Annotated in this window: 17 protein-coding genes; 7 read left to right on the forward strand and 10 right to left on the reverse strand. The window is 55.7% G+C overall.

Translation table 11 applies throughout. The annotated features are described in order from the left end of the window. Positions 1–5: 5 nt before the first annotated feature. Positions 6–1,646: a signal recognition particle-docking protein FtsY gene (ftsY, locus tag AC1MDE_RS11910; RefSeq protein WP_479402899.1), complete on the reverse strand. Its 1,641-nt coding sequence runs from the start codon at positions 1,644–1,646 to the stop codon at positions 6–8. Positions 1,647–1,876: 230 nt separating this feature from the next. Here ftsY and rsmD point away from each other — a divergent pair, with 230 nt between their 5' ends. Next, positions 1,877–2,476 carry a 16S rRNA (guanine(966)-N(2))-methyltransferase gene (rsmD, locus tag AC1MDE_RS11915; RefSeq protein ID WP_058960042.1) on the forward strand — a complete coding sequence of 200 codons (600 nt, stop codon included), beginning with the start codon at positions 1,877–1,879 and terminating at the stop codon, positions 2,474–2,476. After that, entirely contained in the window at positions 2,466–2,735 is a 270-nt protein-coding gene (locus AC1MDE_RS11920; protein WP_034827067.1) for a DUF1145 family protein, read from the forward strand. Before rsmD ends, AC1MDE_RS11920 begins: the two co-directional genes overlap by 11 nt. Before the next feature lie 27 nt (positions 2,736–2,762). On the opposite strand, the gene AC1MDE_RS11925 is transcribed toward AC1MDE_RS11920, so the two are convergent. Next, positions 2,763–3,119 carry a DUF2500 domain-containing protein gene (locus tag AC1MDE_RS11925; RefSeq protein ID WP_058960041.1) on the reverse strand — a complete coding sequence of 119 codons (357 nt, stop codon included), beginning with the start codon at positions 3,117–3,119 and terminating at the stop codon, positions 2,763–2,765. A 163-nt stretch (positions 3,120–3,282) separates the two neighbouring features. Here AC1MDE_RS11925 and AC1MDE_RS11930 point away from each other — a divergent pair, with 163 nt between their 5' ends. Next, positions 3,283–3,912, forward strand: coding sequence for a lysoplasmalogenase (locus AC1MDE_RS11930; protein ID WP_058960040.1), 630 nt, complete (start codon positions 3,283–3,285; stop codon positions 3,910–3,912). A 92-nt stretch (positions 3,913–4,004) separates the two neighbouring features. Then, on the forward strand, positions 4,005–6,281 hold the full coding sequence (locus tag AC1MDE_RS11935; protein ID WP_479402900.1) for a zinc/cadmium/mercury/lead-transporting ATPase: 2,277 nt from the start codon (positions 4,005–4,007) through the stop codon (positions 6,279–6,281). On the opposite strand, the gene tusA is transcribed toward AC1MDE_RS11935, so the two are convergent. Beyond that, positions 6,278–6,526 (reverse strand): sulfurtransferase TusA, encoded by a 249-nt coding sequence (tusA, locus tag AC1MDE_RS11940; RefSeq protein WP_034827082.1) that lies wholly within the window; start codon positions 6,524–6,526, stop codon positions 6,278–6,280. The genes AC1MDE_RS11935 and tusA overlap by 4 nt on opposite strands. Positions 6,527–6,835: 309 nt before the next feature. Between tusA and AC1MDE_RS11945 the strand changes: the two genes are divergently transcribed. After that, positions 6,836–7,501 (forward strand): 7-cyano-7-deazaguanine/7-aminomethyl-7-deazaguanine transporter, encoded by a 666-nt coding sequence (locus AC1MDE_RS11945; protein WP_034827083.1) that lies wholly within the window; start codon positions 6,836–6,838, stop codon positions 7,499–7,501. 125 nt (positions 7,502–7,626) lie between these two features. Next, positions 7,627–8,184: a DcrB family lipoprotein gene (locus AC1MDE_RS11950; RefSeq protein WP_034827084.1), complete on the forward strand. Its 558-nt coding sequence runs from the start codon at positions 7,627–7,629 to the stop codon at positions 8,182–8,184. Positions 8,185–8,458: 274 nt separating this feature from the next. On the opposite strand, the gene glgP is transcribed toward AC1MDE_RS11950, so the two are convergent. From glgP to asd, 6 genes are all read right to left on the reverse strand, one after another. After that, positions 8,459–10,906 (reverse strand): glycogen phosphorylase, encoded by a 2,448-nt coding sequence (glgP, locus tag AC1MDE_RS11955; RefSeq protein ID WP_058960038.1) that lies wholly within the window; start codon positions 10,904–10,906, stop codon positions 8,459–8,461. A 21-nt stretch (positions 10,907–10,927) separates the two neighbouring features. Continuing rightward, complete coding sequence (gene glgA, locus AC1MDE_RS11960) at positions 10,928–12,361, reverse strand: glycogen synthase GlgA (RefSeq protein ID WP_034827086.1); 1,434 nt, start codon at positions 12,359–12,361, stop codon at positions 10,928–10,930. 69 nt (positions 12,362–12,430) lie between these two features. After that, positions 12,431–13,714: a glucose-1-phosphate adenylyltransferase gene (gene glgC, locus AC1MDE_RS11965; protein WP_058960037.1), complete on the reverse strand. Its 1,284-nt coding sequence runs from the start codon at positions 13,712–13,714 to the stop codon at positions 12,431–12,433. A 10-nt stretch (positions 13,715–13,724) separates the two neighbouring features. After that, on the reverse strand, positions 13,725–15,704 hold the full coding sequence (glgX, locus tag AC1MDE_RS11970; protein WP_480344576.1) for a glycogen debranching protein GlgX: 1,980 nt from the start codon (positions 15,702–15,704) through the stop codon (positions 13,725–13,727). Then, the gene (gene glgB, locus AC1MDE_RS11975; protein WP_058960035.1) at positions 15,704–17,890 is read right to left on the reverse strand and encodes a 1,4-alpha-glucan branching enzyme; all 2,187 of its coding nucleotides are present in this window, start codon (positions 17,888–17,890) and stop codon (positions 15,704–15,706) included. The genes glgX and glgB overlap by 1 nt, the downstream gene beginning before the upstream one ends. Positions 17,891–18,249: 359 nt before the next feature. Next, positions 18,250–19,359, reverse strand: a complete 1,110-nt coding sequence (asd, locus tag AC1MDE_RS11980; protein ID WP_058960034.1) for an aspartate-semialdehyde dehydrogenase — start codon at positions 19,357–19,359, stop codon at positions 18,250–18,252. Between the two features lie 322 nt (positions 19,360–19,681). On the opposite strand from asd, the gene AC1MDE_RS11985 reads away from it, so the two are divergent. After that, a complete protein-coding gene (locus AC1MDE_RS11985; protein WP_034827091.1) occupies positions 19,682–20,275 on the forward strand; it encodes a YhgN family NAAT transporter in 594 nt (197 codons plus the stop codon). A gap of 42 nt (positions 20,276–20,317) precedes the next feature. Here the strand turns inward: AC1MDE_RS11985 and panS are convergent, their stop codons facing one another. Further along, positions 20,318–21,241: a ketopantoate/pantoate/pantothenate transporter PanS gene (gene panS, locus AC1MDE_RS11990; RefSeq protein WP_038643713.1), complete on the reverse strand. Its 924-nt coding sequence runs from the start codon at positions 21,239–21,241 to the stop codon at positions 20,318–20,320. Positions 21,242–21,580: the final 339 nt, after the last annotated feature.

Consider the following 21,580-nt stretch of genomic DNA (forward strand, 5'->3'; position numbering starts at 1 on the left):
CCCAATCATTCCTCTCGGGCAAACAGTGCCTCAATAAAGTCTGCGGCCTTAAACGGCCGTAAATCCTCGATGCCTTCCCCGACACCGATATAACGAATCGGAATGCCAAACTGATCGGCAACCGAGAAGATCACACCACCTTTGGCGGTGCCGTCGAGCTTGGTCAGCGTGATGCCTGTCAGTCCCACCGCTTCATGGAACAGTTTGGCCTGGCTAACGGCGTTTTGCCCGGTGCTGGCATCGAGGGTTAACATCACTTCATGTGGTGCATCCTCATCCAGCTTTTTCATCACGCGGGTGATTTTTTTCAGCTCTTCCATCAGATGGGCTTTGTTCTGCAGGCGACCAGCGGTATCTGCAATGAGTACATCGACGTTGCGTGACTTCGCGGCCTGAATGGCGTCGAAGATAACGGAAGCCGAGTCAGCACCCGTATGCTGAGCCACCACAGGAATGTTGTTACGCTGACCCCAGACCTGAAGCTGTTCCACTGCTGCTGCACGGAAGGTATCACCCGCCGCCAACATCACTGATTTGCCCTGAGCCTGATATTGACGCGCCAGCTTACCGATAGTGGTGGTTTTACCCACACCGTTGACGCCTACCATCAGGATAACAAATGGCGCTTTGCCGCTCACATCCAGTGGCTGATCAACCTTTTCCAGAATGCCGGCCATTTCACTTTTCAGCAGGCCGTAAAGTGCTTCAGCATCACGCAACTGCTTGCGGTTAGCCTGCTGCGTTAGATTGGTGATGATGCGGCGTGTGGTCTCTACACCCACATCAGCAATCAGCAGCTGCTCTTCCAGCTCTTCAAACAGGTCATCATCGATTTTTTTGCCGCGGAACAGGCTAACAAAACCGGAACCGAGGTTTTCTCGGGTTTTGACCAGGCTGCGCTTGAGGCGAGCAAAGAAGCCCTCTTTGGTCGGACGATCCTGCTCCTGCGTGACCAGCGGCGCTGCGGCCAGCGGTAAATCGCTGACAGTATCCTGCGCTTCGGCTTCAGCGTCTTCCGCATAGGTTTCGGCCAACGCCAAGGCTTCAAGTTCTTCGTCGCTTAACGCGTCGTCTTCCGATTCAACGGCTGCTTCTTCGATTTCCGGCTCATGCTGCGCAACGAGTGGCTCAACAGCCGCTTCCTCGATCTCTGGCTCATGCTGCGCAACCACTGGCTCAACGACCGCTTCTTCGATCTCTGGCTCGTGCTGCGCAATCACTGGCTCAACGACTGCTTCTTCGATTTTCGGCTCGTACTGCGCAACTACTGGCGCAACGGACGCTTCTTCGATCTCCGGCTCGTGCTGCGCAGCAGGCGCTTCAACAATCAGTTCTTCTGCCTGAGGCTCTTCTTCGACAGGTGCTACGTCCGGATGGATTTCCTCCTCCGGTAGCACTTCCTCTTCAATTGCCGTGATCGGCTCGGACACCACCGCTTCCGGCTGTGCCCGTTGTTCTTCGGCTACGTGCTCAGTGACGGCAACCGTCTCTTCCGCCTGCGCTTCGGCGCTTGCTAACGCGCTCTCTTCAGCGAGCGGCTGTTGCGCCGCTTCGGCCGGTTGCTGCTCTTCCGCAGGCTGCTGCTTCTCTTCTTCTTTGCCAAAGCCTAGCCAGGAAAAAAAGCCACGTTTTTTCTCTTTTGCCATTGTGTAACCACACTCCTCGATGGCTTATTCCCGGTAGCACGCTGTTCCCAGGGGATAAAAAATTCAATTTTTTGTTCGTGAGCGGCGTAAAAATCAGGCAATTACGCGCGCCATATCAACTCAGTAGTCTAACACTTTCCAGCCAGCGCACCACAGCACCCTTTTTTACGTTTCTTCTGCCTGCCACGCCCGTTAAACTACGCAACAAATTATGACGAGTTGTGAGCAAAATGAGTAAATCCCCCCGCAGCAGCGGCGCTGCTGGCCAGATTCGTATCATTGGCGGACAGTGGCGCGGTCGCAAATTACCGGTGCCGGATAGCGCAGGCCTGCGTCCCACCACCGATCGCGTACGTGAAACCCTGTTTAACTGGTTAGCGCCGGATATTCAGGAAGCGCGTTGTCTCGATTGCTTCGCCGGTAGCGGCGCGCTCGGGCTGGAAGCACTGTCACGCTATGCGGCGTCTGCTACGCTGCTTGAGATGGAACGTTCCGTCGCCCAACAGCTGTCGCAGAATCTGCAAACCCTGCGTGCGACGCAAGGCAACGTCGTGCAGACCAATACGCTACAGTGGTTGAGCCAACCCGGAGAGCCGTTCGATGTGGTGTTTGTTGATCCACCATTTCGTAAAGGATTACTGCTGGAGACGCTGACGCTGCTGGAAAACAACGGCTGGCTGGCGGAGAACGCACTGATTTACGTCGAAAGCGAAGTGGAGCACGGCACGCCTGTGGCGCCCGCTAACTGGGACTTGTACCGCGAAAAAATTGCCGGTCAGGTGGCATATCGCCTTTATCAACGCCAACAGGAGACGCACGATGTGGCTTAATCTGGGACGATTACTGATGATTTGCGTCTGGGCATTTCTGCTGCTCAATCTGGTGCATCCTTTCCCGACACCGCTGCGCTACTTTGTGCATGTGGCACTGTTCTTCATGGTGATCATGCACGGCTTGCAGCTGGTTCTGCTGCGCGCGACCCAACCGAAAGAGGCGCCAAAACTCAGTGGTGTCACACAAGCGAAGATTTTCTTTTTTGGTGTGTTTGAACTGCTGGCGTGGCAGAAAAAGCATTACCCGAAGATGTAACGATACGGGCCGCTGCAGCGGCCCGTTTTATTGCGCAGGCGTGAAACTGACAAAGCGACTGCCCTGCATTTTCAACTCTCCCTTCGCGCCCTTATCGATATGATGATAGTCATCGGCGCTCACCACCACCTTGATATCACTCGCCCCATTGAGTGGATGAAACCAGGCTTCGTACTTCATATCTTCCGCCACAATCTCTTCACGCTGGCGCGAACGTCGATTGGGGGAAGGGAACTCACGTTTGGTTTTCACTTCTACGCTCAGTGAGCGAACCGGTGAAGCATCATTTACCGCAGTTTCACGGCGTTGCTTAATAAACTGACGGGTCGCCAAAACGGCAATAATCGCCAGAACGATGAAAAAGATTAGCGGTGGTTTGCTCATGATTTCTCTCGCGCTTTGCGTTAGTGTCGGAACAGTAAAAAGACGACAAAGCATACAACCAGAGTTGACCGATTGTCACATTCGTCGCCGGTAACTTACACTGAGATCGCGATTTTGGGAAAATTCATGACTCTGGACGTCGCGTTCAGAAAAGGGAGAAAACATGCTTTGGTCTTTCCTTGCCGTACTTTTTTCCGGTTGGCTTTACGTTGATGCTTCATACCGTGGCCCGCAGTGGCAACGCTGGCTGTTCAAACCTGTGACCTTGCTGTTGCTGGTCGCCTGGGCCTGGCAAGCGCCCACGCTCAATACCACCGATTACCTGATTCTGGCCGGTCTGATTGCTACCCTGGTTGGCGATGCACTGACGTTACTGCCTCGCCAGCAAATGCTCTATGCGCTGGGCGCATTCTTCCTGTCACATCTGCTCTACACCATCAGCTTTGCTGCCCACATGACCATGAGTTTCTTCTGGCCGATTCCGGTGACGCTGCTGGTGATAGGCGCGGTGGTCATTGGCGTGATTTGGTCGAAGCTAGAGGATTTGCGCTGGCCAATCTGTACCCTGATTGGTATGACGTTGGTGATGAACTGGATGGCGGCAGAGAATTACTTCTTCCGTCCGACCGATTACAGCTTCTCACTGCTGGTCGGCGCAGGATTGCTGCTGTTAGGCAACATTGTCTGGTTTATCACCCATTATCGCCGCCGTTTCAGTGCCGATAGCGCCATTGTTGCCGCTTGCTACTTCGCCGGCCACTTTATGATTGTGCGTTCGCTGTGGCTGTATTGAAGAAAAGATGACCTTTTGCTTGACTCTGGAGTTGACTCCAGAGTGTAGCATTCGGGATGCGGGCAGTGGCCCGCATTGATCCCGGAGGCTCTATGCACGCCCATTCTCATTCCTGCCGTTGTGGAAAATCCCACAGCAAAATCCAGCCGCTGTGCGCCATTCGCAGTGTTTCACCTACGACGCTGAAAATCTCAGCCGCCCTCCCCGCCACACCAGAAAGTGGTTGCGGTTGCTGTGACAACGACAGCGGCAGTCCCGGCGGCGAAAGCGACGCCGAGAGCGACAGGCCCTCATCCACATCTCATCAATTCCGCTGGCAGATTGCCGGAATGGATTGCCCCAGCTGCGCGCGAAAAATTGAAAGTGCTGTACAACAGCTGGCGCAGGTGCGCACCGCTCGCGTGATTTTTGCCAGTGAAAAACTGGTGGTGGATGCCAACCAGGATATTCGCCCGGCCATCGAACAGGCCGTCAAAAATGTCGGTTTTACCTTGACCTCAAACGATCCGCAATCTCAGCCCGAACCGCAACGCCGCTGGCAGGAAAATGCCGGTTTGCTGTTACTGGCGCTGCTGATGCTTGCCAGTTGGCTGCTGAGCCAGGTTTCTCCGGTATGGGGCGATCGCCTGTTTGTGATGACCACGCTGATCGGCCTGGCGCCGATTGCATTCAGCGCTTGGAAACTGCTGCGAGGCGGTTCACCCTTCAGTATCGAAACCCTGATGACCCTTGCCGCCACCGGTGCGTTGGTGATTGGCGCACATGCCGAAGCCGCGATGGTGCTGTTGCTGTTCCAACTGGGTGAACGGCTGGAGTCATTTGCAGCTTCTCGCGCACGACGCGGTGTGACGGCGTTAATGGCACTGCGCCCCGATACTGCTACGCGTTTGAAAGGCACGCAGCGCGAGCAGGTGGCGCTGGCTGACTTGCATCCTGGCGATACGATTGAAGTCGCGGCTGGCGGCCGTTTGCCGGCCGATGGCGAGCTGCTAAACCAGAGCGCCAGTTTTGATGAAAGTGCGCTGACGGGCGAGTCCGTGCCGGTTGCCCGTCAGCCGGGCGAAACGGTGATGGCGGGCGCCACCAGCGTGGATCGCCTGGTCACGCTGAAAGTCATCTCCGAACCTGGCCAGAGCGCGATTGATCGCATCCTACAGCTCATCGAAGAAGCTGAAAGCCACCGTGCACCGGTTGAGCGCTTTATCGATCGCTTCAGCCGCATTTATACGCCTGCCATTATGCTGCTGGCGCTGTTAGTGATGGTGCTGCCGCCACTGTTAGCGGGGGCAGCGTGGTTGCCGTGGATTTATAAAGGCCTGACGCTGCTGTTAATTGGTTGCCCTTGTGCGCTGGTGATTTCTACCCCCGCTGCAATCACCTCTGGCTTAGCGGCGGCCGCGCGACAGGGCGCTCTGATCAAAGGTGGCGCCGCGCTGGAACGTCTCAGCCGCATCCAGACCATCGCATTCGATAAAACCGGCACCCTCACACTGGGTAAACCGCAGGTGACCGAGGTCGAATCTTTCAGTGCGATGGAAGCAAATGCACTGTTGAGCATTGCGGCGGCAGTGGAGCAAGGTTCCAGCCATCCATTGGCGATCGCCATCGTGCGCGAGGCCGAAAAGCGCCAGCTCAGGCTACCGCGCGCCCGGCAGCAGCAAACGCTGGCTGGCAGCGGCATCCGGGCGCAGATTGATGGCGTGACCTATCAGCTGCTGGCACCACGCGATGCCACCACGCTCACGACCGATCAGCAGCAGGCGATCGCGCAACGGGAAGCTCAAGGTAAAACCGTGGTGGTGCTGTTAAAGGATGAGACCGTCATCGGCACCCTGGCGTTGCAGGATCAGCTACGCGAGGAAGCCGTCACGGCGCTGGCACAGTTGCAAGCGCTGGGCATTAATAGCCTGATGTTGACCGGTGATAACCCGCGTGCGGCGGCGTCGATGGCGACGCAACTCAACATCGATTATCGCGCCGGCTTGTTGCCTGCCGATAAAGTGGAGATGGTGCGCAAACTGGAGGAGCAGCAGCCGCTGGCCATGGTAGGCGATGGTATTAACGACGCTCCGGCGATGAAAGCGGCCACGATTGGCATTGCCATGGGCAGCGGCACCGATGTCGCGCTGGAAGCCGCCGACGCCGCGCTGACACAAAACCGTCTGGCAATTCTGCCACGCACTATCGCACTGGCCCGTCGCACGCGCGCCATCATCCGTCAAAACATCGCGATAGCGCTGGGGCTGAAAGGCATTTTCCTGATCACCACACTGCTCGGTTTCACCGGTTTGTGGCTGGCGGTGCTGGCAGATTCAGGTGCGACAGCGCTGGTCACAGCCAACGCTTTGCGATTGCTGCGACAGCGTTAAGCCGTGCCCTTCTGAATCAGATACTGGTACGGCAGCGTTTCCGTCTGCTGTGCCAGCAACTGATGTTCCATAAAGCGGCAAAAACCGGGAATATCACGCGTGGTGGCCGGATCATCGGCAATGATCAATAAGGTTTCGCCCGCCTGCATGGTGCGCACGGTTTTGCGCACCATCATTACCGGCTCAGGGCAGCGCAGGCCAAGGGCATCAAGCTTGTGGTCCGGCGCAGAAAAAGGATCGCTCATGATTCTCTGTCTTCATTCAGGATGGGCGCTCATTCTAGCGCGCAAAATACACAGCGCAAGGCGATAACGATTGCGTTAAAATTAACCATTGCATTAATTGCGCAACGCGCTAAGATCGCCGCCGTTTTTTCAACAGATACTACGCTATCCCCTAAATAATTCGCGTTTTAGCAAGGCGGCAAGGGCGTGTATCCCCAGGAGCTTACTCAAGTAAGTGACTGGGGTACGCGAACGCAGCCAACGCAGCTACAACGCGAAGTATGACGGGGATAGTTGGGTTCCCTCACCCCATTACTAAAAAGGTCAGACATGATTGATTTCTCTGCACGTCAGCGCATGCATGCGCTGTTTTGGCTTTCCCTATTCCATCTGCTGGTGATCACTTCCAGTAACTATCTGGTCCAGCTGCCGGTTTCCATCTTCGGCTTCCACACCACCTGGGGTGCCTTTAGCTTTCCATTTATCTTCCTCGCTACCGATCTCACCGTGCGCATCTTTGGCGCGCCGTTAGCCCGTCGTATTATTTTGGCGGTGATGATCCCGGCGCTGTTTATCTCTTACGTGGTGTCCTGTGTGTTTTACCAGGGCGAATGGCAAGGATGGGCATCGCTGGAACAGGTGAATCTGTTTGTCGCACGTATCGCCAGTGCCAGCTTTATGGCCTATGCGCTCGGTCAGATTCTGGATGTCCACGTTTTTAACCGTTTGCGTCGTTTACCGCAGTGGTGGATCGCCCCTGCTGCAGCCATGTTCCTCGGCAATATCAGCGATACGCTGGCCTTCTTTTTCATCGCCTTCTACAAGAGCCCGGACCCGTTCATGGCCGCGCATTGGGTGGAGATCGCACTGGTGGATTACAGCTTCAAAGTGCTGATCTGCATGATTTTCTTCCTGCCCGCTTACGGTGTGTTGCTGAACAGCCTGCTAAAACGTCTGGCAGAGCGCTCGACACAGCGTCAGATCAATTTCGGCTAATTGCACATAGACGAAACGCCGCAGCGCGCTAAGATTTCCTGACAAACCGGCGGTTGCTTTTGACCGCCGATTCCGTTTTTATACCGGGTAGAAAGCACCTGACTGGAATCATCAAAGGGAAAAGAATGCGTAACTTAGTGAAATATGCGGGTATTGGTTTGTTGGTGTTAGGTCTTGCGGCCTGTGATCAGAAGAAAGAAGATGCGGCGGCAGGCAGCAACGGTGCCAGCGCCAGCCAGTCAGCCCAGACGGTGAACCTGATGGACGGCAAGCTGAGCTTCAGTCTGCCGGCGGGCATGTCTGATAAAAGCGGTAAACTCGGTTCTGAATCTACCAATATGCATGTGTACGCCGATGAAACCGGCCAGCGAGCGATTATTGTGATTGCGGGCGATCCGACCAACGAAGCGCTGGATGCCTTGTCACAGCGTCTGGAACAGCAGCAGCGCGGTCGCGATCCGCAGTTGCAGGTCGTTTCTAACAAAGCGGTGACGCTTAAAGATCAGCCCGCTCAGCAGTTGGATACCGTGATTTCGGCCAACAACCAAACCTCATGGTCTTCCGTGATTCTGGCAAAAGTGGATGGCAAACTGCTGACCCTGCAGATCACTCTTCCAGCCGACAATCAGCAGCAGGCACAGAGCGATGCTGATGCGATCGTGAAAAGCATCACATTAAAATAACCGCCAGACATAGCCTTTTTAACAACACGCAGGGAAGCCAAAGAGCAGGCTGGGGTCGCTTTGGGGCAGGCAATCCGCAGCGCTGAACAGAATGAGTCTGCCAGGATAGCCCGCAGGACGCGGGCGAAAGGCGGGGCGGCACATGGATGTGCCATCCCCCGCCGTTCCGTCAGGCTGACGAATGAAGTGAAGGAACCGCGTCAGCGGCGCGAGGACGCCAGCCTCAAAGCGACCCCAGACTGCGTTCAACCCCCACCCTTTCAAACGGCCTGCCTTACAATCTCACCGGCGAAATATGCCAAATCTCGTCCGCGTACTCCTGAATCGTCCTGTCTGCTGAGAAGTAGCCCATATTGGCGATATTCAATGCCGCACGGCGCTGCCACTCATCCGGCTGAAGATAAAGCTTGTCCACCTTATCCTGCGCATCCACATAGCTGCGATAATCGGCCAGCAGCTGATAGTGATCGCCGAAATTCACTAACGCATCAAACAGATTGCGATAGCGACCTGGCTCTCCCGGGCTGAATGCACCGCTGGCAATTTGCGTCAGTGCCTGGTGCAGCTCGGCATCTTCCTCATAGTATTTACGCGGGTTGTAGCCATCCTTACGCAGTTGTTCGACCTGCGGCGTGGTGTTGCCGAAGATAAAGATATTCTCCGCACCCACATGCTCGCGCATCTCGACGTTCGCACCATCCAGCGTACCGATGGTCAACGCGCCATTGAGGGCAAACTTCATGTTACTGGTGCCCGATGCCTCGGTTCCCGCTGTCGAAATTTGCTCAGAGAGATCCGCCGCCGGAATAATGATCTGCGCCAGGCTCACGCTGTAGTTGGGAATAAACACCACCTTCAGCTTGTTCTTCACCTGCGGATCGTTGTTGATCACGTTGGCAACGTCATTGATCAAATGAATGATGTGCTTCGCCACGTAATAGGCCGACGCCGCTTTACCGGCGAAGATATTGACGCGCGGCACCCAATCCGCAGTGGGATCGGCTTTGATGCGGTTATAACGGGTGATGACGTGCAGCACGTTAAGCAGCTGACGCTTATATTCATGGATACGTTTGATCTGCACATCGAACAGCGCATGTGGATCCAGCACGATGTCCATGTTCTTCGCCACCCAATCCGCCAGACGTTTTTTATTAGCGAATTTGGCGTCGGAAATTTGCTCGATAAAGGCCGGATAATCAATGTGTGGCGTCAGATCGCTCAGCTGACTGAGGTCGGTTCGCCAGGTGCGACCAATCGTCTCATCCAGCACATCAGAAAGCGCCGGGTTAGCCAGCGCCAGCCAGCGACGCGGCGTCACGCCGTTGGTTTTATTACAGAAACGCCCCGGGAACAGGCGCGCAAAATCAGCAAACAGCGACTGCACCATCAGGTTGGAGTGCAGCTCTGAAACGCCATTCACCTTATGGCTCACTACCACCGCCAGCCACGCCATGCGCACCTTGCGGCCGTTATTTTCGTCGATGATCGAGATGCGCGACATCAAATCCCAATCGTCCGGATAGTATTCCTGGATGGTTTTCAGGAAGTAATCGTTGATTTCGAACACAATGCTGAGGTGGCGCGGCAGAATCTTGCCGAACATATCCACCGGCCAGGTTTCCAGCGCTTCACTCATCAATGTGTGGTTGGTGTACGAGAACACCTGGCAAGTGACCTCAAAAGCGTCATCCCAGCTGAACTTGTGATCGTCGATCAACAAGCGCATCAATTCAGGGATGGCTAAAACCGGGTGGGTGTCATTGAGATGGATAGCAATTTTATCCGCCAGGTTGTCCCAGGTTTCATGCATTTGCCAGTGGCGACTCAAAATATCCTGCACCGTGGCGGAGACGAGGAAATACTCCTGACGCAAACGCAGTTCACGGCCTGAATCGGTGGAGTCATCCGGATAAAGCACGCGCGACACGTTCTCTGAGTGGTTTTTATCTTCCACCGCCGCAAAGTAATCACCCTGGTTAAACTTGCCGAGGTTAATCTCATTGCTGGCCTGTGCACTCCACAAGCGCAACGTGTTGGTGGCATCGGTGTCAAAACCGGGAATGATCTGATCGTAAGCCGCCGCAATAATCTCTTCGGTTTCCAGCCAGCGTACGCGCGCACCTTCATGTTGCAAGCGGCCGCCGAAGCGAACTTTGTAGCGGGTATTGAAGCGCTGGAACTCCCACGGATTACCGTATTCCAGCCAGTAATCCGGCGATTCTCGCTGCTGACCGTCGACAATATTCTGCTTGAACATGCCGTAATCGTAGCGAATGCCGTAACCGCGTCCCGGCAAGCCGAGGGTGGCGAGCGAGTCGAGGAAACAGGCCGCTAAACGACCCAGTCCACCATTGCCGAGCCCCGGATCGTTCTCTTCGTCCATCAGTTCACTGAGGTCGAGCCCCATCTCATCCAGCGCCTGATTGAGATCGTCATAGATACCCATCGCCAGCAATGCATTGCCCAGCGTGCGTCCCATCAGGAACTCCATCGACAGGTAGTAAACCTGACGCACATCCTGCGACAGCTGCGCACGGCTGGAGCGCAGCCAGCGTTCCACCATGCGATCGCGCACTGCCAGCAAGGCGGCGTTAAGCCACTCATGCTGATTGGCGATCGACGGGTCTTTACCAATAGTAAACATCAGTTTATAGGCGATTGAGTGCTTCAGTGCGTCAACCGTTAACGTGGGTGAGGCATACGTGAAAGGTGCATTCATATCCAGTATCCCAATCTCTGATTACAGCAAACGTTGATAAAGATCGCGGTAGGCTTGTGCGGCCACCTGCCAACTAAAATCCATCCCCATCGCCTGCCGCTGAACGTAACGCCAGAGAGAAGGACGGGACCAAAGGACAAAAGCACGTCGAATCGCCCGCAGCAGCGACCAGGCGTTACTGTCTTCGAAACTAAAACCGCTTGCGACCCCGTCAGCGAGGTTCTCCAGCGAGCTGTCCTGCACGGTATCCGCCAACCCGCCGGTGCGGCGCACCAACGGAAGCGTACCGTATTTCAAACCGTACAACTGGGTTAAGCCGCACGGTTCAAAACGGCTCGGCACCATGATGACATCTGCTCCACCCACAATACGGTGCGAGAAGGCTTCGTGATAACCGATCTGTACGCCGACGCTGCCAGGATGTTCAGCAGCCGCAGCGAGAAAACCTTGTTGTAACTCTGCATCGCCCTGGCCCAACAACACCAGTTGGCCACCTTGCGCCAGTAAGCCCGGTAACGCTTCGAGCACCAGATCCAGCCCTTTCTGTTTGGTCAAACGGCTGATGACACAAAATACCGGCACTTTGTCATCCACCTTCAGGCCCATGGCGATCTGCAGTTGTCGCTTGTTCTCCGCCTTGCTCTCCAGCGTTTCCCGGTCGTAACGCGCCGTCAGCAGCAGGTCGTGCGCCGGGTCCCAAATGCCGGGATCAACGCCATTCAGGATGCCACTCAGCCGGCCCTCTTTGAGCCGCTGCTCCAATAGCGATTCCATGCCATAACCGAATTCAGGTCGGGTGATTTCCAGAGCATAAGTCGGGCTGACTGCGGTTATATGATCGGCATAAAATAATCCCGCCTTGAGGTACGAAATTTGTCCGTAGAACTCCAGGCCATGCATGGTGAAGAAACTGCGCGGGATCTGAATCTCATCCAGATGGCGCGCATTGAACAACCCCTGATAAGCCAGATTGTGCACGGTAAACACCGTTTTTGCCGGGTGACCCCGGGCCGCGATATAGGCACAGGTTAGCCCTGCGTGCCAGTCGTGCGCGTGCACCACATCGGGTTGCCAGTAGGTATCCAGTCCGCTGGCCAGCTCTGCGCCCATCCAACCCAGCAGCGCAAAACGCAGATAGTTATCCACGTAGGCAAACTGCGATGTGTCGTGATAAGGGCTGCCGGGACGCTCATACAATCCCGGCGCATCAATTAAATAAATGCCAACTCCGTTGAATTGTCCAAATAATAAACGGACCGGGCCAGCAAAAGTATGTAATTCCGCAACGATCTCGGTGTCAGGAATCCCTTTACGCAGATCCGGATACGCGGGAAGCAATACCCGCGCATCCGTACCACCCGCAATCTGAGCCTGAGGCAATGCGCCGACGACATCAGCCAACCCGCCGGTTTTGAGCAGCGGGAAAAGTTCTGAACAGACATGTAAAACCTGCATCCTGGACCCCTATTGTGTTATCGCGCGCGTTCCCCGCGGCGATTATGTGCTTGCTCGTTGCGTTCGTGGTCAGCCAGCCAATTTGGCCAGCATGGCGCGCGTCACCAAAACGATGCCTTCTTCTGAACGGTAAAAACGGCGGCTGTCTTCATCAGGGTTTTCACCAATCACCATGCCTTCCGGAATCACGCAGGCGCGATCGATCACGCAACGACGCAGACGACAGGAACGATTGATCACCACATCCGGTAACAGCACCGAAGAGTCGATATTGCAAAATGAGTTGATACGCACGCGCGGGAACAACACCGAATTCACCACCACCGAGCCGGAGATGATGCAGCCGCCGGAGACCAGCGAATTCATCGTCATACCGTGGCTGCCCGAGCGATCCTGCACAAATTTGGCGGGCGGCAACGGTTCCATATGGGTGCGAATTGGCCAATCATGGTCGTACATATCCAACTCAGGTGTGACGGAGGCCAGATCAAGATTAGCGCGCCAGTAAGCTTCCAGCGTCCCGACGTCGCGCCAGTAAGGCTCAGCGTTTTCATCGTTCTGCACGCACGACAAGGTAAAGGAGTGCGCATAAGCTTCACCGCTTGCGACAATTTTTGGCAGCAAATCTTTGCCGAAATCGTGGCTCGATTCAGGGATCAGCAAATCCTCTTCCAATAACTGGTAGAGGTAATCTGCGTTGAACACGTAGATCCCCATACTGGCTAACGCTTTGGTGTCATCACCCGGCATTGACGGTGGCTTCGGCGGTTTTTCCACAAAATCCACCACGTTGTTGTCCGCATCCACGGCCATCACACCAAATGCGGTGGCTTCCGCCAGCGGCACCGGCAAACAGGCGATGGTGCACTTTGCGCCACGATCGACGTGATCGAGCAGCATGCGCGAGTAATCCATTTTGTAGATGTGATCGCCAGCGAGGATCACGATATACATCGCGTTATAACGGCGAATAATGTCGAGGTTCTGTGAAACCGCATCAGCCGTACCGCGATACCAGTGTTCAGTGGCGGCACGCTGCTGCGCTGGCAGCAAATCGACAAATTCGTTCATCTCTTCATTGAACAACGACCAGCCACGCTGGATATGCTGCGTCAACGTATGTGATTGATATTGCGTAATCACGCCGATACGCCGGATACCCGAGTTGATGCAGTTGGACAATGCAAAGTCGATGATGCGGAACTTACCGCCGAAGTGCACAGCGGGTTTGGCGCGTTTCGCAGTAAGATCTTTCAGGCGCGTTCCGCGCCCGCCAGCAAGGATCAAGGCCACCGTTTGTGTAGGGAGCTGGCGCGCCAGCATCAGATGATCTGTTCTATCTAATTTCACCATGTCTGACTCCTTATGATTGCTTTAGGAACGCACACACGCCGTGTGCGGGCCCGTGCCAGACAGTTGTAAGGATGGGGTTATCTTCCCCGGCGAAAGGAGGAATGGCACGCCACTCTCCGTCTGGTAAGGCAAGGTCACTCACCGATTCCGTGGCGTTGATTGTTATTAACCAGCGGCCGGAGAGCAGGATCTGCATTCTGTGCGCCCCCTGTTCCCACTCCTCATTTCCCAGTGGTTTGCCGCTGGCATTGAACCACTGCACGTTGCCATCGCCCTCCTGCCACCAGCGATCCGCTGTCAGTGCAGGAATGCGCTGACGCAGCCGGATTAACGCGGCAGTGAAGTCGACCAGTCCAAAATCATCCTGATGCCAGTTCAACCAGGTGAGCGGGTTGTCCTGACAGTACGCGTTATTGTTGCCGTGCTGGCTGTGACCGCGTTCGTCTCCGGCCAGCAACATCGGTGTGCCCTGCGCCAGCAGCAGCGTCGTGAGTAAGGCGTGTACGCTGCGCCGCCGCCGTTCGACGATATCGAAATTGACCTGCAGCCCCTCTTTGCCATGGTTATGGCTGAAGTTACTGCTGCTGCCGTCTCGATTGTCCTCGCCGTTGGCCTGATTGTGTTTATTGTTGAAGCTCACCACATCGCGCAGCGTAAAGCCGTCATGCGCGGTGATCAGATTGATGCTGGCGTGCGGCAAACGCTCCTCGCGCTGGAACACATCGCTGGACGCGGCAAAGCGCCGGGCAAATTCACCGTTGTTGAGCTGGCCGTGCAGCCAGTAACGGCGCGCGGCATCGCGGAAATGGTCATTCCATTCGGCGAACCTCACGGGAAAATTGCCCACCTGATAGCCGCCGGGACCGATATCCCAGGGCTCAGCAATCAATTTGACCTGTGACAGCACTGGACAGGCTTTGATGGCAGCGAACAGCGGCGCATCCTGGCGATAATCAGGCATGCGACCCAGCACGCTGGCGAGGTCAAAACGGAAGCCATCGATATGGCAGTCCCGCACCCAATAGCGCAGCGCTTCTAAGGCCCAATCCATCACCTGTGGATCGCTGAGATTGAGCGTGTTACCGCAGCCGGTCCAGTTTTGATATTCACCCTGCGCGTCGAGCCAGTAATAGCTGGCGTTATCCACGCCACGCAGTGAAATGTTGGGGCCAATCTCTTCCAGTTCCGCGGTGTGGTTGAACACCACATCGAGGATCACTTCGATACCCGCCGCATGCAGCGCTTTGACCGCCTGTTGGAACTCCTGCAACGGGGTTAAGCCGTACTCGCCGGAGGCATAGCGCGGATCCACCGCCCACAGCGCAAAGGGGTTGTAGCCCCAGTAATTGCTTAGCCCGAGGCGCTGCAGCCGTGGCTCCGTCGCAAAATGTGCAATCGGCAGCAGTTCCAGCGCGGTGATGCCGAGATGGCGTAAGTACTTCACCATAGCAGGATGGCCCAGTGCCGCATAAGTCCCGCGCAGCCTTTCCGGAATTTCCGGATGTTGCCGGGTTAAGCCACGCACGTGCGCCTCATAAATCACCGTATTACCCCAGGGGGTGCGCAGCGGCTGATCCGTTTCCCAGTCAAAATCCTCGGCGATCACCAGTGATTTTGGCGCAATGGCAGCGTTGTCCTGCTCATCCGGCTGCTGCTCACCTCCGCTAAAACGCGGATCGTCGGGAATATCCCCCACCACCGCTTTCGCGCAGGGATCGACCAGTAATTTGGCCGGGTTAAATCGATGTCCTTGTTGCGGTGCCCATGGGCCGTGCACGCGATAGCCGTAACGCTGGCCGGGTTTTAACGCTGGAAAATAGCCGTGCCAGATATCGCCACTGCGCGCGTGTAGCGTAAAGCGACGCTCAACGCCGTGCGCGTCAAACAGGCACAGCTCCACCTGCTCGGCATGGCGGGAAAACAGCGTGAAGTTAACGCCGCGCCCATCGTAATGGGCGCCCAACGGCGTTGGCTGCCCGGGCTCCAGCATCAGTCGCCCTCCCGCACCAGCCAAATCGTGGCCAGCGGCGGCAAGACCAAGCTAAGCGATTGCGCCCGACCGTGGCTCTCAATTGAATCGGTATGCACCACCCCATGGTTGCGCACATCACTGCCATGGTAGTCCTGTTGGTCGGTGTTCAGCACCTCACGCCAGCCGCCTTGTTGATTGACGCCAAAGCGGTAGTCGTGGCGCGCCACCGGCGTGAAGTTACTGGCAACAATGATTTCATTGCCGTCACGATCGCGACGTGCAAACACAAATACCGAGTTTTCATGATCGTCGACCACCAGCCATTCAAAGCCCTGCGCATCGAAATCAAGTTGATGTAATGGCGTGAAGTGTTTGTAGCTGTGGTTGAGATCGCGCACCAGACGCTGTACGCCGTTGTGCCAGTTGTCTTCGCCCTCCAGCAGATGCCAGTCGAGGCTCGAATCGTGGTTCCACTCGCGGCCCTGAGCAAACTCGTTGCCCATAAACTGCAGCTTTTTACCAGGGAAGCCCCACATCCAGCCGTAATAGGCACGCAGGTTGGCAAATTTTTGCCAGGCATCACCGGGCATGCGATCGAGGATCGAGCGCTTGCCATGCACCACTTCGTCATGCGACAGCGGCAACACAAAGTTTTCGGTGTAGTTGTACAGCATGCCGAAGGTCATCAGGTTGTGATGATAACGACGGTGCACTGGATCGAGCTTCATGTAGTCGAGCGTGTCGTGCATCCAGCCGAGGTTCCATTTGAACCAGAAGCCAAGGCCGCCATCTTCAGAAGGGCGTGTCACACCCGGATAGTCGGTGGACTCTTCTGCCACGCTGATGGTGCCCGGTGCCGCACGGCCCAGTGTGCGGTTGGTGTGGCGCAGGAAGGAAATCGCTTCAAGATTTTCACGCCCGCCAAAGTGGTTAGGGATCCATTCGCCCTCTTTGCGGCTGTAATCGCGGTAGATCATCGATGCCACGGCATCCACACGCAGGCCATCAATGCCAAAGCGCTCCATCCAATACAGCGCGTTGCCGGAGAGATAGTTACTGACTTCGCGGCGACCAAAGTTGTAGATCAGTGTGTTCCAGTCCTGATGGTAGCCTTCACGGGGATCGCTGTGCTCATACAGTTCGGTGCCATCAAATTTCGCCAATCCGAAATCGTCACTGGGAAAATGGCCCGGCACCCAATCGAGTAACACGTTGAGACCGGCATCATGCGCTGCGGCGATAAAGTGGCGAAACTCATCGCGGGTACCAAAGCGGCGCGTGGGTGCATACATGCCGAGAGGCTGATAGCCCCAGCTGCCATCAAACGGATGTTCGTTGATCGGCAGCAATTCAATGTGGGTGAAGCCCATCTCTTTGACGTAAGGCACCAGCTGTTCGGCCAGCTCTTTGTAGCTCAGCCAGAAGTTGTTGTCGGTGTGGCGGCGCCACGACCCCAGATGCACTTCGTAAATCGAGATCGGCTGATCAAAAGCATTGGCGGCTTTGCGCTGCGGCTGCATCTCCACTTTCGGCGGCAGGCCGCAGATCATCGAGGCGGTTTGCGGGCGCATCTGTGCTTCAAAGGCAAACGGGTCGGCTTTGATGCGCATCTGCCCTGACGCATCAATAATTTCATATTTGTACAGCTGGCCATTCACCGCGCCCGGCACAAACAGCTCCCAGATACCCAGCTCACGGCGGAAGCGCATCGGATGGCGACGACCGTCCCAGAAATTGAATTCGCCCACCACGGAGACGCGACGTGCGTTCGGTGCCCACACCGAGAAGCGGGTGCCGCTGACGCCATCAATGGTCGCGTTATGTGCACCTAGCGTTTCATACGGGCGCAGATGCGTGCCTTCGCCGAGCAGCCAGGCATCCATTTCGGCCAGTAACGGGCCGAAGCGATAGGCATCGTCGATCAGGTTTTGCTGGCCGTGCCAGGTGACCGCCAGCTGATAACGAAACAGGTTTTTACGGCGTGGGATCACACCGCAGAAGAAGCCGCGTGAATCGAGACATTTAAGCTGCGCGCATTTGCGTCCGGTGTTGGTTTCAATCACCCAGACTTCGGAGGCATCGGGCAGCAACGCGCGGACTTCGAGGCCTTCGACAGTTTGGTGCATCCCCAAAAAGGAGAAGGGATCGGCATAATTCCCGGCAAAAAGGGCATTGATCGCCTGGCGATCGGGAAGCTCTGACATGACTTTCTTCCTATGATTTTGCGCAGGCGACCGGAGTGGACAACAATGCCGCCTCTGGTGCGCTGCTTTTCATTGAGCCATACGTACATCAGCAAGAGAGGACACCGTCCATGGGAGAAGATCTTTGCCGTGTACAACAACCATTCAGTTCGGAAAGCAAAAACAGTAAACAACCGGCACATCACTGTTAAATCATAGCTTGGGGCTGGCAGAAGCCAGGGGGGAAAGCAAAAAAATCTTGTCGGGCAAGCAAAAAGGGGAAGCGGATCACTTGTCAGGCGCAATTTGGGTTAAGTTTTGCAACCTGGTTGGCATAAAAAAGGCCGGGAAATCCCGGCCTGTCTGGTTTGTCGCTGCGCTTAGTCGATCAACAAACGCAACATGCGGCGCAGCGGTTCAGCCGCGCCCCACAACAACTGGTCACCCACGGTGAAGGCGGAAAGGTATTCCGGTCCCATGTTCAGCTTGCGCAGACGACCAACCGGCGTGGTCAACGTGCCAGTGACGGCCGCAGGGGTCAGTTCACGCATGGTGATTTCGCGGTCATTTGGCACCACTTTCACCCACTCGTTATGAGAAGCCAGCAGCTGTTCGATTTCGTTCAGCGGGATATCTTTTTTCAGCTTCAGGGTGAATGCCTGACTGTGGCAGCGCAGTGCACCGACGCGCACACACAGACCATCCACTGGGATCACGCTGCTGGTGCGCAGAATCTTGTTGGTTTCTGCCTGGCCTTTCCACTCTTCGCGGCTCTGGCCATTATCCAGCTGCTTGTCGATCCATGGAATCAGGCTGCCCGCCAGCGGTACGCCGAAGTTGTCGGTTGGCAAGGTGCCAGAACGGGTGAAATCGGTGACGCTACGTTCGATATCCAGAATCGCTGAAGCCGGATCCTGCAGGGATCTCGCCACGTGGTCGTGCAGCATGCCCATTTGTGTCAGCAGCTCACGCATGTGACGTGCGCCGCCGCCGGAGGCCGCCTGATAGGTAGCGACAGAGACCCACTCCACCAGATCGTTAGCGAACAGGCCGCCGAGTGACATCAGCATCAGGCTGACGGTACAGTTACCGCCGACGAAGGTTTTGATACCGTTGTCGAGGCCCTGACGAATCACATTGTGGTTAACCGGATCGAGAATGATGATGGCGTCATCTTTCATGCGCAGCGTCGAGGCCGCATCAATCCAGTAACCCTGCCAGCCGCTTTCACGCAGCTTAGGGTAAACTTCACTGGTGTAGTCACCGCCCTGGCAGGTGATAATAATATCCAGCGCCTTCAGCGCCTCGATATCAAAAGCATCCTGCAGCGCACCGGTCGACTTGCCGCCGAATGTCGGTGCTGCCTGACCAAGCTGAGACGTGGAGAAGAAGACCGGATTGATCACATCAAAATCGCGTTCTTCACTCATGCGTGACATCAGCACAGAGCCGACCATGCCACGCCAACCAATAAAGCCTACATTCTTCATTTTCTGTCCGTCCGGGGCGTTTTCACTGTGCCCTTCGTGGTGCGAGGAAAAGACCAAGCGGAATATCCAGTTGATCTGCGTAATAATCAGGTTTACCTGCGACCTCCAACTCTACAAAATGCAGGCTTTCTGGCAAGTGAATTAATTCGATTGCGCCAACTTTTTCAGCAGTACAACTAATACTCCCCTCAATGAATCAAGGTACGGGCAGGCGGAAATTCGGCGTAACTCGATCGGCTATGCGAGTCAGCGTTTCGGAACCCCGTCGTCGCCAACGCACCTCAGTTTAAAAAATGACGGGAACAAGGGATGGCTTTTACCTATGACTGAAATGATATCTGCGACCATATTGCTGCTGTTGATTATGGACCCGCTAGGCAACCTGCCGATTTTTATGTCGGTGCTCAAGCATCTCGAACCCAAGCGCCGGCGTGCGGTGCTGATACGTGAAATGCTGATCGCGCTGATCATCATGCTGCTGTTCCTGTTTACCGGCGAACGTATTCTGGCGTTCCTGAATTTGCGTACTGAAACCGTCTCGATCTCCGGCGGCATCATCCTGTTCCTCATCGCCATTCGCATGATTTTTCCCTCTGGCGAAACCAGCACCAGCGGATTACCTGCAGGTGAAGAACCGTTTCTGGTGCCGCTGGCGATTCCGCTGGTTGCAGGCCCTTCGCTGTTAGCCACGCTGATGCTGCTGTCACATCAATATCCCAATCAGATGTCACATTTGGTTGGCGCATTGCTGATTGCCTGGGGCGTTACCGTGGTCATTTTGCTGATGTCAGGGCTGTTTTTACGCCTGTTGGGCGACAAAGGCGTTAACGCGCTGGAGCGGTTGATGGGCTTGATTTTGATTATGCTGGCAACGCAGATGTTCCTGGATGGGATCCGCGCTTATCTGAAACTGTAGCAAATAGACAGCGGGCGGCACTTTGGCCGCCCGCTCGCAGGATTACTTCTGCTTCTTCTCAATCGGTTTGCCCGACCAGTAACCGGCCAGCAGTGAACCTGACAGGTTGTGCCACACCGAGAACAGCGCACCTGGCAAGGCGGCCAGCGGCGAGAAGTAGAGTTTGCCCAGCGTTGCCGCCAGACCGGAGTTCTGCATACCCACTTCCAGTGCCAGCGTGCGGCAGGTGGATTCGTCAAAGCCAAACAGCTTGCCACCCCAGTAACCGCCGAGCAGGCCGATGGCGTTATGCAGGATCACCGCCGCAATCACCACCAGGCCGACAGAACCGATAAAGCCCTGAGAACCCGCTACCACTGCGCTGATAATCAGCAGAATACAGACCATGGAAAATGCCGGCAGATAGGGCTCAACACGGCGCACCACGCTGTTCATTGAGTGGTGGATGATCAGACCCAGACCAATCGGGATCACCACGATTTTAACGATGCTGAGCAGCATGCCGATCACATCGACCTGAATGTGAGTATCGACATAGAAGCGCGTCAGTAGCGGCGTGGCGAAAACACCCACCAGCGCAGACACTGAAGAGATGGTCACGGACAGGGCCACATCGCCCTTCGCCAGATAGATCATCACGTTGGACGCGGTGCCACTGGCCACACTGCCTACCAAAATCATCCCAGCCGAGAGATCCGGCGGCATATGGAACAGTTTTGCCAGGCCCCAGGCGGCGAGTGGCATCACCAGATAGTGCAAAAAGGTGCCGGCGATAACTGGTGCCGGACGCGTCAGCACACGTTTGAAATCATCAATATTCAGAGTGACGCCCATGCCGAACATGATCAGCATCAGCAGATAAGTCACCCACGGCCCAATACCGAGAAACGTCGAGGGTGAGTAATACGCCGCGACCGAGAGCAGCACGGCCCAGAGCGGGAACAGGCGGGTTAATTTGGCGAGCATGGGGAGACTTCCTTAGATATTTTTTAATTTATTTCATATGCCACAGATGAAGTGCCGCGCGAGGAACGACCACAGCGACGGACGCGGGATCATAACATTTCATTATCGTAACGTAAGGCGGGAAGTCGCTGGCAGGATAAAATGCGGATCGTCTGCGGCAAAGCTGGGAAAACGGCAAAGATATCCGCTGCCTTTAGGCCGGTGGACGAGATATCGCACGCCTGTAGCCTGCCACAGAAATAAAAAAGCCGGACAATGTCCGTAATGCCGATCAGTTAAGGATCAGTTGAACGATCCAGTGGCTGTGTAAGAATCCGGAAACGCTTCGTTTCCGGATTT

This window comes from Pantoea folii (assembly GCF_056678875.1).

Excerpts from the sequence above, each read along its gene's own strand:
- glgP (WP_058960038.1), bottom strand. The coding sequence starts at position 10,906 with ATGAATGCACCTTTCACGTATGCCTCACCCACGTTAACGGTTGACGCA.
- glgB (WP_058960035.1), bottom strand. The coding sequence starts at position 17,890 with ATGTCAGAGCTTCCCGATCGCCAGGCGATCAATGCCCTTTTTGCCGGG.
- AC1MDE_RS11945 (WP_034827083.1), top strand. The coding sequence starts at position 6,836 with ATGATTGATTTCTCTGCACGTCAGCGCATGCATGCGCTGTTTTGGCTT.
- AC1MDE_RS11935 (WP_479402900.1), top strand. The coding sequence starts at position 4,005 with ATGCACGCCCATTCTCATTCCTGCCGTTGTGGAAAATCCCACAGCAAA.
- glgX (WP_480344576.1), bottom strand. The coding sequence starts at position 15,704 with ATGCTGGAGCCCGGGCAGCCAACGCCGTTGGGCGCCCATTACGATGGG.
- rsmD (WP_058960042.1), top strand. The coding sequence starts at position 1,877 with ATGAGTAAATCCCCCCGCAGCAGCGGCGCTGCTGGCCAGATTCGTATC.
- glgA (WP_034827086.1), bottom strand. The coding sequence starts at position 12,361 with ATGCAGGTTTTACATGTCTGTTCAGAACTTTTCCCGCTGCTCAAAACC.
- AC1MDE_RS11920 (WP_034827067.1), top strand. The coding sequence starts at position 2,466 with ATGTGGCTTAATCTGGGACGATTACTGATGATTTGCGTCTGGGCATTT.
- asd (WP_058960034.1), bottom strand. The coding sequence starts at position 19,359 with ATGAAGAATGTAGGCTTTATTGGTTGGCGTGGCATGGTCGGCTCTGTG.
- AC1MDE_RS11985 (WP_034827091.1), top strand. The coding sequence starts at position 19,682 with ATGACTGAAATGATATCTGCGACCATATTGCTGCTGTTGATTATGGAC.
- tusA (WP_034827082.1), bottom strand. The coding sequence starts at position 6,526 with ATGAGCGATCCTTTTTCTGCGCCGGACCACAAGCTTGATGCCCTTGGC.
- AC1MDE_RS11950 (WP_034827084.1), top strand. The coding sequence starts at position 7,627 with ATGCGTAACTTAGTGAAATATGCGGGTATTGGTTTGTTGGTGTTAGGT.
- AC1MDE_RS11930 (WP_058960040.1), top strand. The coding sequence starts at position 3,283 with ATGCTTTGGTCTTTCCTTGCCGTACTTTTTTCCGGTTGGCTTTACGTT.
- ftsY (WP_479402899.1), bottom strand. The coding sequence starts at position 1,646 with ATGGCAAAAGAGAAAAAACGTGGCTTTTTTTCCTGGCTAGGCTTTGGC.
- panS (WP_038643713.1), bottom strand. The coding sequence starts at position 21,241 with ATGCTCGCCAAATTAACCCGCCTGTTCCCGCTCTGGGCCGTGCTGCTC.
- AC1MDE_RS11925 (WP_058960041.1), bottom strand. The coding sequence starts at position 3,119 with ATGAGCAAACCACCGCTAATCTTTTTCATCGTTCTGGCGATTATTGCC.
- glgC (WP_058960037.1), bottom strand. The coding sequence starts at position 13,714 with ATGGTGAAATTAGATAGAACAGATCATCTGATGCTGGCGCGCCAGCTC.